This is a genomic window from Bacteroidota bacterium (genome assembly GCA_039714315.1).
Lineage (GTDB): Bacteria > Bacteroidota > Bacteroidia > Flavobacteriales > JADGDT01 > JADGDT01.
Window position 1 is genome coordinate 1 of the sequence record JBDLJM010000085.1, and the last position, 13,762, is coordinate 13,762.

At 33.5% G+C, this 13,762-nt stretch carries 10 protein-coding genes; 8 read left to right on the forward strand and 2 right to left on the reverse strand.

What is annotated here, in order from left to right:
• Nucleotides 1-19 precede the first annotated feature (19 nt).
• Nucleotides 20-1,306, reverse strand: coding sequence for a serine hydroxymethyltransferase (glyA, locus tag ABFR62_09230; GenBank protein MEN8138604.1), 1,287 nt, complete (start codon nt 1,304-1,306; stop codon nt 20-22).
• A 609-nt stretch (nt 1,307-1,915) separates the two neighbouring features.
• Between glyA and ABFR62_09235 the strand changes: the two genes are divergently transcribed.
• The 5 genes from ABFR62_09235 to ABFR62_09255 all read left to right on the forward strand — a co-directional run bounded on the left by ABFR62_09235 (nt 1,916) and on the right by ABFR62_09255 (nt 9,977).
• Nucleotides 1,916-3,904 (forward strand): sulfatase-like hydrolase/transferase, encoded by a 1,989-nt coding sequence (locus ABFR62_09235; GenBank protein MEN8138605.1) that lies wholly within the window; start codon nt 1,916-1,918, stop codon nt 3,902-3,904.
• A gap of 73 nt (nt 3,905-3,977) precedes the next feature.
• Entirely contained in the window at nt 3,978-5,801 is a 1,824-nt protein-coding gene (locus ABFR62_09240) for an ABC transporter ATP-binding protein (GenBank protein MEN8138606.1), read from the forward strand.
• A gap of 25 nt (nt 5,802-5,826) precedes the next feature.
• Complete coding sequence (locus tag ABFR62_09245) at nt 5,827-6,909, forward strand: glycosyltransferase family 4 protein (protein ID MEN8138607.1); 1,083 nt, start codon at nt 5,827-5,829, stop codon at nt 6,907-6,909.
• A 550-nt stretch (nt 6,910-7,459) separates the two neighbouring features.
• Nucleotides 7,460-8,911 (forward strand): MBOAT family O-acyltransferase, encoded by a 1,452-nt coding sequence (locus tag ABFR62_09250; protein MEN8138608.1) that lies wholly within the window; start codon nt 7,460-7,462, stop codon nt 8,909-8,911.
• Between the two features lies 1 nt (nt 8,912).
• Nucleotides 8,913-9,977 carry a hypothetical protein gene (locus ABFR62_09255; protein MEN8138609.1) on the forward strand — a complete coding sequence of 355 codons (1,065 nt, stop codon included), beginning with the start codon at nt 8,913-8,915 and terminating at the stop codon, nt 9,975-9,977.
• A 36-nt stretch (nt 9,978-10,013) separates the two neighbouring features.
• Here ABFR62_09255 and ABFR62_09260 read toward each other — a convergent pair whose 3' ends face one another.
• Nucleotides 10,014-10,667 (reverse strand): LicD family protein, encoded by a 654-nt coding sequence (locus tag ABFR62_09260; protein MEN8138610.1) that lies wholly within the window; start codon nt 10,665-10,667, stop codon nt 10,014-10,016.
• A 134-nt stretch (nt 10,668-10,801) separates the two neighbouring features.
• Here ABFR62_09260 and tagD point away from each other — a divergent pair, with 134 nt between their 5' ends.
• From tagD to ABFR62_09275, 3 genes are all read left to right on the forward strand, one after another.
• A complete protein-coding gene (gene tagD, locus ABFR62_09265) occupies nt 10,802-11,314 on the forward strand; it encodes a glycerol-3-phosphate cytidylyltransferase (GenBank protein ID MEN8138611.1) in 513 nt (170 codons plus the stop codon).
• The gene (locus tag ABFR62_09270) at nt 11,314-12,117 is read left to right on the forward strand and encodes a glycosyltransferase family 2 protein (GenBank protein ID MEN8138612.1); all 804 of its coding nucleotides are present in this window, start codon (nt 11,314-11,316) and stop codon (nt 12,115-12,117) included. The genes tagD and ABFR62_09270 overlap by 1 nt, the downstream gene beginning before the upstream one ends.
• A 113-nt stretch (nt 12,118-12,230) precedes the next feature.
• The gene (locus ABFR62_09275) at nt 12,231-13,262 is read left to right on the forward strand and encodes a CDP-glycerol glycerophosphotransferase family protein (GenBank protein ID MEN8138613.1); all 1,032 of its coding nucleotides are present in this window, start codon (nt 12,231-12,233) and stop codon (nt 13,260-13,262) included.
• The last annotated feature ends 500 nt before the right edge of the window (nt 13,263-13,762 follow it).

A 13,762-nucleotide genomic window follows, 5' to 3' on the forward strand; every position in this document is an offset into this window, starting at 1 on the left:
AATTGGTATTAAATAAGTTCTAAGCCTCTACATTTGTTGCAAAGATTGGAAATTTCGACATCATATCGTTCACTTCCGCTCTTACCTCATCAAGAATATCGTCTTTTTCAATATTCATGATTACCTTATCTATAAGCTCAACAACTTTCAACATATCAGACTCTACAAGTCCACGTGTTGTAATTGCCGATGTACCAATTCTGATTCCTGATGTTACAAAAGGTGATTTATCATCAAATGGCACCATATTTTTATTTACGGTAATATCGGCTTTACTCAAAGCAGCATCAGCTTCTTTTCCTGTAACACCTTTGTTTCTAAGGTCGATAAGCATCATGTGGTTATCAGTTCCTCCCGAAACAATTTTATATCCTCGTTTAACTAATTCTTCGGCCATAACGTGAGCATTTTTCTTAACCTGAAGAATATAATGGAAATAATCATCAGAAAGCGCTTCACCAAATGCTACGGCTTTAGCACCGATTACATGCTCCAAAGGACCTCCCTGAATACCCGGGAAAATTGCCATATCCAGAATGTTTGACATTTTTTTGACAACACCTTTTGGAGTTTTCAATCCCCATGGGTTATCAAAATCTTTCCCCATTAAAATAAGACCCCCTCTTGGACCTCTCAATGTTTTATGAGTAGTTGTAGTTACGATATGACAATGAGGAATAGGATCGTTAAGAATACCTTTAGCTATCAAACCTGACGGGTGAGAAATATCCGCAAGTAAAATTGCTCCTACCTTATCAGCTATCTCACGAAAACGTGCAAAATCGATATCTCTTGAATATGCAGAAGCTCCGGCAATTATCATCTTAGGCTGCTCTGCAATTGCAATTTTTTCTATATTATCATAATCCAGCATTCCTGTTTCTTCCTCTACTCCGTAGAATACTGCATTATAAGTTTTACCGGAGAAATTTACCGGCGATCCGTGAGTAAGGTGACCTCCGTGAGAAAGATTAAATCCTAACACCTTGTCGCCCGGATTTAAAACTGCCAAATATACAGCTCCGTTTGCCTGAGATCCTGAGTGTGGCTGAACATTTGCATATTCTGCCCCGAAAAGCTCTTTTGCTCTGTCAATAGCAATTTGTTCGATATCATCAACTACTTCACAACCTCCATAATATCTCTTCCCTGGATATCCTTCGGCATATTTATTAGTAAGTATAGAACCCATAGCTTCCATTACCTGCTCACTAACATAGTTTTCTGAAGCAATCAATTCAAGCCCCTCTGTCTGACGGTCTCTTTCATCTTCAATCAAATTAAAAATATCGTGATCGCGTTGCATCGTTTTAAATATTTTTTTAGTTAGAATTATTTGGGCAAAAGTAATCTTTATATCAAAAAAACTAAAAGGTTTTAGACTTATTATTTATGATAAAATAATTCTTACATTTTATTAGTGAAATATCACTTAAACATCTTAGTAACAGTATAAAAAGGGCATGACACTTACAATTAGAAATAATTTTATTCTTTTTCTACAATTCTTAACTAATTATACAGTAATACTTAGCATAAATGGAGGTTCTAAATATATAACGCCCCGGATAGTAGCGATAGCTTTTGCTTTCTGAGATTTGCGAACAAAGTTCTGTGGCGGCCACGCCTCAAGCGTGGACCCCACAGAGCTATTGTGAGCTATCTCAGAAAGCAAAACTACAAGCGGATAGCCGGAAAAGGCGCATAAAATCCATAAAAAACAAGGTCAAATATTTTTCATGAAACATTAATTTACTTCAACCCTATAAATTTTCACAATCGCAATACAAAGCAATTATTATAAAGAGAAAAAACAATACAGATTAGTGATTTTAATAAAGCTTCATTTTGTTTATCATTTTTTTATTAAGATATATAAAGATATCTGTATTTTTGACCGATTAAATTTCATTAGATGCAACAATATTTAAAACTACTGATATCGCAAATATTGAGACTATTTGTTTTAACGCAGGTATTCCGATTTGTATTCTATTTCCTTTATCTCAATGGAAATACTTTTGAAGAAGGTAATATTTCTCATGCCTGGTATCTTGGTCTAAAATTCGACTTAAGATACACTCTTCTGGTTTTAATTCCTTTTGCCTTAATGATAGCTGTTAAAGGAAATAAAATATTCGCAGGCAGATGGAAGAACATTTCGAAAAACTATTTGCTGTTTGTATATATTGCGACACTCCTACTCTATCTTCTCGATTTCGGGCACTATGGCTACCTGGGAATCAGAGTTAACAGTTCAGTTGTCAGATTTGCATCGAACCCGCTTATTTCCCTCCAGATGGTTTGGGAAAGTTATCCTGTGATATGGGGAAGTTTAGGAATAATCATATTCGCTTACATCACCCGTTTACTTATAAATAAGAATTATGACAGATGTACCCGCAGCGAATTCAAAGATGAGAGCAAGATTAAATATACACTGATTATTATTACAAGTATTCTTTTTTATGCTTTTGGAATTTACGGTGCTATAGCCTACTATCCCCTGAGATGGAGTCAGGCTATGTTTACGCAAAACCAGTTAGTATCGGGATTTGCAATTAACCCCGGACTAAACATATACGACACCTACAAGTTTAAAGATACAGGTTTCGATATTGAAGCAACTAAAACTAACTTCGGTATTATGGCCAATTATCTGGGTATTGAAAATACAGACACTCTGGATTTCAGAAGAGAGATAAAAGGTATTCCTAATCAACAACAAAAGCCAAATATTGTTGTAATTATGCTTGAGTCTATGGGCTCTTCGAAAATGGGGCTTCATGGAAATCCTCTTCCTTCTACTCCAAATATGGATAGTCTGGCTATGAATGGAAGATTTTTTCCAAACTTTTTTGTTCCGGGACTTGGCACAGCAAGAACTGTTTATACAAGCTTAACAGGTATACCTGATGTTTCTGTTCAGAAAACAGCCTCACGAAATCAGTTTACTATCGATCAGCGAACTATATTTAACGATTTCGAAGGTTACGAGAAGTACTATTTCCTGGGGGGAAATGCCAACTGGGCAAATATCAGAGCAGTTTTCGAAAACAACATTAAAGACCTGAATATCTATGAAGAAGGCGACTATGACCGGCCACACAGCGATGTTTGGGGCTTAACCGATTATGATTTATTCTACGAATCAGACAAAATACTGCAGGAACAGCACAAAAGCGGAAAACCTTTTATTGCATATATTCAAACTGCATCAAACCATCGTCCATATACCATTGGTGAATCTGACGGAGATTTCGAAGTACTGGAAGAAAAAGACATCGACATGAAACTCTTCGAAAAAAGTGCTTACGACAACATCGATCAGTATAATGCCATAAGGTATCTGGATTATAACATAGGTAAATTTATAGAAAGAGCTAAAGAAGGCGGATATTTCGACAATACTATATTTGTTATGTTCGGCGATCACGACGGAAGTACAAGACCATACGATTTCAACGAAACACCGTGGTACAAATTAGGAGTAAACACCCACAGAACTACGATGCTTATGTACGGTCCTAAATACATTAAGCCGCAAATAGATTCTCTTCCTGCTACATTAATGGACGTTATGCCTACAATGGCAGGATATACGGGAATGGAGTTTACAAACTACACTTTAGGCTTGAATTTAAACGATTCTACTCCCTCAAAGAGATATGCTTTTATGTTTATGCACAGAGGTTCTCCATTTATTGCTATTTTTGACGGCAGATATATTTTACAGATGATAATGGCATCAAAAGAATTTAATTTGTTCGACACTCAAAGCAATAGTCCTTTAGATGACATCTATGAAAATGTTAAAAATAAATCAGATATTGTTGAACTGAAAAAAATGCTGGAGGCTTATCACGTAAGCACTAAATATTTGATGTTCAATAATAAAAAATAAGAAAATCTTTGGTGCTTATTAATACTTGATAAGCCCGTAATAATAAAGACAAATGATATATATCAAAAAACTAATGAAATACATTAAACCATACATAAGTTATGGTGTATTGAACGTTATATTCAACCTTCTGTATGTTGTATTCTCATTATTATCAATATCGATATTAATGCCGGTATTGGGTATCTTATTCAATCATCAGGAAAAAGTATTCGAACAGCCTGTTTATACAGGAATTGATACATTAGGAAAGTTTCTGGAAGGCAGCCTGAACTTTTTTATTACCCAACAGGCGGAACAGTTTGGCGATTTACACGTACTAATGATAATTAGTGTTGCGGGATCAATACTATTCTTATTGAAGAATTTATTCAGATATCTGGCTGTATATGTTCTGGCATACTTAAGAACAGGAATAATAAAAGATCTGAGAAACGATATTCACAAGAAAGTTATCAACTTACATATCAGCTTTTTTTCTGATAAGAGAAAAGGAGATATCATGGCGCGAATCACATCAGATGTGAATAATATCCAGGGATCGTTTTTATCGTCGATCGAAATGATGATTCGCGAACCATTCATGATTCTATTTTCGTTTGCAGTAATGCTCTATATGAGTCCGAAATTGACTTTATTCGTAATGATATTATTACCGGTTTCGGGATATATTATATCAGCAATAGGCCAGTCTCTTAAGAAAAAATCATTTATTGCCCAGAAAATAAACGGATATATACTATCGCTGGTAGAAGAGCATATAAATGGCTTAAGAGTGATAAAAGCTTTTACTGCCGAGAATAAAACAGAAGAGAAATTCAACAATACTACGAGCGAATACCGAAACGTAATGATAAAGGTTTTGCACAGGAAAGACCTGGCTTCTCCAATGAGTGAATTCATGGGTTCTATTGTGATTTTTGCAATTGTGTGGTATGGCGGATTCCTTGTACTGGAAGACAAAGACAGTCTAAACAATCTTAAACCTCAGGAATTTTTCGTTTATATAGGCCTGTTCTACCAAATTTTAAATCCGGCAAAAGCTCTTACTACGGCTTACTATAATATGGTAAAAGGTACCGCCTCGGCCGAGCGTATTTTTAGCGTACTGGAAACAGATAACCTGATTAAAGATAAAGTTGGAGCAGAAGTTATAGAAGAATTTAAATCGGAAATTGAAATAGAAAATATCAAATTTAAATATCCCGAAAATAAAAACTGGATAATTGATGATGTTTCCTTTAAAGTAGAAAAAGGGAAAACTGTTGCTCTTGTAGGACAATCGGGAAGTGGTAAAACTACCATGGCTAACCTAATCCCCCGATTTTACGACACAAAAGAAGGAAATATAAAAATAGACGGTAACAATATTAAGGATATCAGCAAAAAATCGCTGAGATCACTGATTGGAATTGTCACTCAGGAGTCTATCCTTTTTAACGACTCAGTAAGAAATAACCTCACCTTAGGGCTTAGCAGCATAACTGATGAAGAAATAATCAGAGCAGCCAAAATAGCCAATGCCCACGAATTTATCAGTAAGCTCGAAGACGGTTACGAAACAAATATAGGAGACGGAGGAGGAAAACTTTCCGGGGGACAAAGACAAAGATTATCTATTGCACGAGCTGTTTTAAATAATCCGCCAATTCTTATTTTAGATGAGGCAACATCGGCCTTAGATACTGAAAGTGAAAAACTGGTACAAGAAGCTCTGAGTAACCTTATGCAGAACAGAACTTCAATAATAATAGCACACAGACTTTCAACAATTCAAAGCTCCGACTCTATCATCGTTATGAAAGAAGGAAAAATTTTAGAACAGGGAAATCACGATGAGCTCTTAGACAAAAAAGGAGAATACAATAAACTTATTCAAATGCAATCTTTCGAATAAAAATTATATTTATAACTAACCCCATATGAAAATACTTGTACTGAGCAGCTATAACCATTCGTTTAACAACAGACTGCCGGAAATTGAAACATTTGTAGGTTTACAAAAGCAGGATGCTGAAGTTACGGTAATGGCCAAAGGTATAAGTGAATCTTTAGACTATTACAGAAAAAACGGTATTGAGGTAATTGAGGATTCTCCCCGAAAAAAAATAGATTCGGAATATATTTCAAGGGTTAAAGAAAAGATAGTTAATGAGAATTACGACATTCTTCACCTCTTATATGGCAACACCCTTAGAAACGGTATACTGGCGGCATTTGGCACAAAGGTTAAAGTAGTTGCATACTTTGGGTCTACAAGCCTGCACTGGCACGATATAACCGCTTATGCTAAATTTCTAAATCCCAGAGTGGATAAAATATTGTGTAATTCGAAACACGTAACTGCACACGTAAAAAAACAACTGCTTTTTAATAAAGAAAAAGCTACTCTGGTTTATAAATGTTTCGACACCGGGTGGTATAAAGAATATGACCCCTTCAACTTTGAACAAATAGGAATACCCAAAGACAGCGTAATTGTTACATCCGTAGCCCGAAACACAAAAGTAAAAGGTGTTAAATATTTTTTAGAATCCACTTACCACATTCCTCCGGGGAAAAATGTTCATTTTGTTCATGTTGGAAAATACATGGACAAACCAAATATTAAGAAACTAATAGAAAACAGTCCATACAGGGACAACATCCACATATTAGGCTACAGAACAGATGCCATAGAATTGATAAAAGGAAGCGATATATATGTACAAACATCGCTTGATGAGGGGCTGGGAAGAGCTATTTCGGAAGCCTGCATGCTGAAAAAACCGGTTGTAATGACTGATGCCGGTGGATGTACAGAATTAATTGAAGCTAACAAAGGAGGATTTATCAGCGAACTCAAAAAACCCAAAAGTATCGGAGAAAATATCACAAAGTTAATAGACGATAAAGATTTACGGGAAACAATGGGAGCTTCGGCCTACAGTTATATTCATGATAATTTTAATATTAATACTGCTGTACAAAATACTTATACTGAATACAGGAAGCTACTGGGCTAACGGTAAGATGTTCGAAGTTTGAGCTTACTCTTCGACTACGCTCAAAGGCTGTGTCGCAATTAATTTATCGTCATCTCGACCGAATTCTTTAGAATCAGCGAAGCTAAATCTCATTATCAGAACATGATATTTTTAACTTCGTGAATCTTCGATTTCGTTAATCCCTGCCTGTCCGGCAAACAGGCTTGTTCTATATTCATTTTAAAGGATTTAAGAACCTGTCTGCTGCCAGGCAGGCAAGGAACACCGATTAACGATTTTTGATTTTTCAATTTCCCCTTAACTCAATGACATTGATCGCGCAGTAGCGGGACTTCGTTAATAAATAAAACATTATCTCTTTGCGTACTTAGCATGTATCCTTTGCGTTCTTTGCGAGAAAAAATATGCGTATAATATCGCACTCCCCAGAAAATAGATTTGATCCTACAATGATAAAACCGAAAAATCCTACATGTAATAACCCATAAACTCAGTACGTCCTTAAGTATTGTGTATCAACAAGAAAAGAATTACTTTCGCGCCCTAAAATTTTAGCCATAAAAAGTAAATGTTTTTTAATTCAATAGATTTTGCGATATTTTTACCAATAGTATTTTTCCTCTATTGGTTTGTTGCCGACAAAAACTTAAAACTTCAAAACTTCCTCATAGTTATTGCTAGCTATACTTTTTACGGCTGGTGGGATTGGCGTTTTTTATCATTAGTACTTTTTAGCACAATAGTTGATTATTCTATTGGAGTAAAATTATCTGACGAAGAAAGTAAATACAAGAGAAAAATATATTTGTGGATAAGTATTCTTGTAAACCTTGGCTTTTTGGGCTTCTTTAAATATTACAACTTTTTTCAGGATAGTTTTGTGTCAGCTTTTTCATTTTTCGGCACAGAAATTCAAAGTAACTCACTAAATATTATCTTACCCGTAGGAATTAGTTTTTATACCTTTCAAACATTGAGCTATACAATTGATGTTTACAAAAGAAAATTAGAGCCAACGAAAGATTTTATTGCCTTTTCCGCATTTGTTAGTTTTTTCCCTCAGTTAGTAGCCGGTCCAATTGAAAGAGCTACTAATTTATTACCACAATTTTACAGGAAACGAACTTTTGAATATGACAAGGCCGTAGATGGTTTGCGTCAAATTATATGGGGTTTATTTAAAAAGATTGTTATTGCCGACAATTCTGCGCAAATAGCAAATGAAATATTTAATAATTCGGCAGACTATTCGGGAAGTACTTTGTTGATAGGAGCTATATTCTTTACCTTCCAAATCTATGGTGACTTTTCGGGGTATTCTGATATTGCAATCGGAACATCTAGGTTATTCGGGTTTAATCTGATGCAGAATTTTGCTTTCCCATATTTTTCGAGAGATATTGCCGAATTCTGGAGACGCTGGCATATTTCACTTTCAACGTGGTTTAGAGATTATTTATACATCCCTTTGGGAGGCAGCCGTGGAGGAACCCGGATGAAGGTTAGAAATACTTTTATAATTTTTATAGTCAGTGGTTTTTGGCACGGAGCAAACTGGACTTTTATTGTTTGGGGAGCTTTAAATGCTTTATACTTCATGCCATTACTGTTGCTAAATAAGAACAGGGCCAATACTGATGTTGTTGCACAGGGAAAATATTTACCCTCTTTTAAAGAATTTATACAAATAGCTTTCACATTTGGTTTGACTGTATTAGCGTGGATCTTTTTCAGATCTGAAAATATTGGTCATGCTTTAAATTATATATCTACTATTTTCTCAGGTTCATTATTTATCGCACCTAAATTTTTAAATATAGAACTGGCTTTAAGTACAATGAAGATGATTTTTGCATTTATAATCATCGAGTGGATAGGAAGAGAAGAGCAATATGCAATCGCAAATTTATTTAAGGTAAAGAAAAAGTATGTAAGATATTATTTATATGTATCAGTTGTACTTGCAATAATGATTTGGGGTAATTATAAAGAAAATCAATTCATATATTTTCAGTTTTAACATGAGAGATTTTATTAAAAAGACATCTGCATTTTCAATATTTATACTTTTTATTCTGGTTTTTACGAATTTTTATGGCGATGCTGCCAAATTATTTCACATCGGATATGAAAAGAAGATAGCCTCTATATTATTAGAAAAGAAAAATGCCACAAATATTTCTAATTATGATGAAAGATTGTTGCAAAAGGAGATCATAAATAATATAGATAAAAATCCCGATGTTGTGGTTCTCGGATCCAGCAGATCAAAACTGATTGGCAGCAAATATTTTGATAATAAACTATTGTTTAATAATGGTGTGAATGGTGCAAGTATTGAAGACCTTGTAGCTATATACCAGTTGTATAAAGAACGTGATATTCTGCCCAAAAAGATAGTTATTGTTATAGATCCATGGTTATTCAATGAATATAACGGGTTGGAAAGGTGGACTTCTTTAGAAAAAGAATATAATGATTTTCATAATAAAACCGGTACTTTTTCTAAAGCTCAGGAGAATAATTTTTCGGAATTGATCTCTTTATCTTATTTTCAAAATTCACTGAATAATTTACCAAATGTGTTTACGGGTAAATCAGACCCTGTATCAACTACTCAAAAATATAATAAAACGAATACCAAGTTACCGGATGGATCAATAATTTACGGTGAGAAGCGTATAAATTTGTCACAGGAAAACATAGACAATATAGCCCGAAAGTACTCAACCGGTAAAATATATGGTATTGAGAATTTTGAAAAAATTTCAGATAGAAATTTTGAAGATTTTAACTCTTTATGCAGTGATATAATACATAATGGCATTGAATTAGAGTTCATCTTAACTCCATATCACCCTATTACATATAAAAAAATAATCGCTAATTATCCTTGCGTAATAAAGACCGAAAACATTATTAAAAATTATGCAGAAAATGCAAATATAAACTGTTATGGCTCTTTTAATCCATCGGTATTAGAAATAGATAATAGTGGTTTATACGACGGTGTACACAGCAAAGAAATTACTATTTCTAAAATAATGAAAAAAAGAAAGGAAAGCTCAACCACGCAGAAGGGTTAAACCGAATGAATTATGTATTAACAGTGAATAGTTACACTATTCATCTTTACCATATACTTTCTTGACAGTATTGTCGCCAAGGAAATAATCCCATTCTTTTACAGGTGTACGCCAATCGCCATACACATATTCCAAATATCTCTCATAATCTTTAGGAACTGAATACTGCTTATTATCAAATTCAATCCTGGTTTTATTATCATGGAATTCCGTCGGAATGGTTTTTAATACCGATGCTCCTTCTTTTTTTACTACATAAGAATATTCTCCGTCAATATTTTTCATCACAAAAATATCTAATATTCCTTTATCGCGTACTACAACAAACTTTCTGGTTTGAACCTTAATAATTCTTACCTCTCCTTTTTTAAACGGGCCGGTATCTTTATCGAAATATCTAACTCTGGTTCTGTAACCAAGTCGCCATAGCTTTCGCTTATTTTTGATAAGCTTTTCAAGATCTTTATGCGTTATACTTATATCTAAATCCGTATCCCATGGCAGAAGTCTGTTTTCTCTGACAACACCCAATAAGGTCCCAAAATCCAATATATATTCTATCTCCAATTTATCAAATAAATCAGTTATTTTTCTCAACATTGTTTTAGCAACTTCGGCATGCTTTCCTATTAATTTAGCATCTCCTCCCATATTTATTTTTCTAAATGGATAATATATATTTTTATGCAAAATTAACAATATTTTTATACTATGATAATGTCTTGTACTTCAATAATGAAAATCTTTATGAGTTTATATAAATAACTCAATAAATATGCATAATCTCATGTTTTACATTTGTACTGATATTATAAATTGTAAATATGCTTAAAACGCATATATTTGCACCATTAACACATATCAGAGGTTTGGAAAAAAATAAAACACTTATAACATACGGTACTTTCGACCTATTCCACATAGGACATGTCAGACTACTTAAAAGAATAAAAGAAAGAGGCGACAAGCTTATTGTTGCTGTTTCTACAGATGAGTTTAATAGAACTAAAGGAAAGAAAACTATTATTCCTTTTGATCAGCGCATCGAAATTGTAAAAGCAATTAAGTATGTCGACGAAGTTATTCCTGAAAATAATTGGGATCAAAAAAAGGACGACATAATAAAGTACAATGTTGATGAGTTTGTAATGGGAGGAGATTGGGAAGGAAAGTTCGACGATCTAAAAAAACATTGTGAAGTTAGCTATTTACCAAGAACCAAAGAAATTTCATCGTCGGAACTGAAAAACTCCTTACGTGAAATTTCTAAAATATCAACAACAAAATTGAAGTTGGCTATTGACTCCCTAAACCAAATTTTACTAGACCTGGAATAATGACTAAAATATCAGCTACCATAATTACCAAAAATGAAGAGAATTATATTGAACAGTGCATCTCATCGCTAAAAGATGTGGCAGATGAAGTAATTGTAGTAGACTCTTATTCCACTGATAGAACTGAAGAAATATGCAGGAATCACAATGTAAGTTTTTTTCAAAACAAATTCGAAGGTCATATTCAGCAAAAAAATTTCGCCATCTCCAAGGCGAAATACGATTACATACTTTCGTTAGATGCCGATGAAGCGCTTTCGGATGAACTGATAAATGAAATTATTTCACTTAAAAAAGAGAAATTAAACTCTCAGGCATATAAAATAAACAGATTCAACAATTACATGGGTAAATGGATAAAATTTACCGACTGGAATCCCGACTGGAAAATCAGACTGTTTAATAAAAATATTGCTAAATGGGGAGGAAGAAATCCTCATGATTATGTTGTAGTAAACGAAAATGTAAAGGTTGGTAAATTAAAACATAATATACTACACTGGGTAATAGAAGATTTGGAATCGCACAGCAGAAAGGCAAATCATTTTTCTACAGTAGGCGCTCAAAGTTATTATGCAGCAGGAATAAGATCTAATGTTTTTAAAATACTGGTAAATCCGTCATGGTCATTTTTTAAATCATATTTCCTAAAACTTGGCTTTATGGATGGTATTGCCGGACTTGCTATAAGTGGTATTTCGGCCTACACAGTATTTTTAAAATATCTGAAACTATACCAAATCCAAAAAAACAGAGTAAAAACTTACTCTTATTACTCTGAACATATAGAGCAGAAGAAATAACTGAAAAACACAAACATCTAATTAGTTATATTTGACCTGTTAATTTGGTAAATATCCATTATCGCAATTTGAATATTACCATTAAGTAAATAATATAAAGACTCATAATAGTTATGAAAGTTATATTTTTCTGTCAGAATCCATATGCCTTATCAATTAACAAGCCTATATATGATGTTGCAGTAAAAAGAAATTATGAAACTTTATGGTATATACCTGATAATGTAAAAGCATTCTTAGATTTTGAAGTAACTTCAACCGATTCCATGAAAGTGTTAAGCGATTTCGATGCTGATGCTATTATAGCTCCCGGAAACGAAGTTCCACATTTTCTACAGGGAGTCAAGGTTCAAATTTTTCACGGATTAGCAGGCGAAAAGAAAGGACATTTTCATATCAGACATTACTTTGACCTGTATTTAACACAAGGGCCATATTTTACAAGAGGATTCGAAAAATTAAAGAAAAAGCACCGCGACTTTGATGTAATTGAAACGGGATGGTCTAAGCTTGATACTTTATATCTTGCCAACAAGTATAAAAGCAGAAAGAGTGATTTATTAAAAAAATATAAGGCTGAAAACATAATATTATATGCTCCTACATTTTCTCCTTCATTAACCTCTGCAAAAAATTCATTTGACGACATTTTTTCTATTGCAGAAGAAAAAAATAACCTCCTGATAATTAAGTTTCACGACCTTATGAATAAGGAAGTAAAAAACTTATACATCGAAAAGGCAAAAGAGTATGAAAATATAATTATATCTGAAGAAAAATCAATCATACCTTCTCTTGTTGATTCGGATATTATGATTAGTGATACATCTTCGGCTGTTTATGAATTTTTAATTCTTGACAAACCTGTAATAACAATTAATACCAGAACAAAATCACCAAAGTGGTTAAATATTAGTAACAGCAGGAATTTAACAAACCAAATAAAGGAAACTTTAAGCGAAGATCCATTCAAAAAACAAAGACAGGAAATTATTGCAGAATACCACCCCTACACCGATGGTAAATCGTCACAAAGAATGCTGGACCAAATAGAAAATTGGGTAAAAATAAACGGTGTTCCTGCTAAAAGAAAACTATCATTTTTACGAAGAAGAAAAATCAACAAACTTTTCGGTAAACTATAAAATTTGTAATCTCTGCGAAATAAATTGTTCAGATAGCTCCTTATTTCTTAATCGTATTTTTTGATTTAACCGCAAGGTTCCGCAAAGTAATGCGCCAAGTTACGCAACGTTAAATTAATAATACCTTGTATGCTAATGGTTTCTGATGAAAATTCATTTTTTGAGCTTTCACTCCTCTAAACTGCCTTCTAAAGTCTTTAATTTTTGCATTAAACGATTAAGTGGAAGCATTATTACGTAATGAAATACTAAGTTAGGAAATAGTTAAATTAATAGTGTCTGCATGTCAAAATAATTGAATAGCCTTCGTCATCTATCCATAATCTTCTTCGTATAGCAGAATGTCCCTGTGCTTCCGACAGTGATAGTTGCAGCTTTTTCGGAAATGTTTACATTCATGAACTCCTAAATATAAAATTATTAATGTGAATAATTGCGTTTCGCTTTTTTGCGAAACATAGCATGGAGAAAGAAAGCTGGCAACGGTTGAGAGTGAGGAA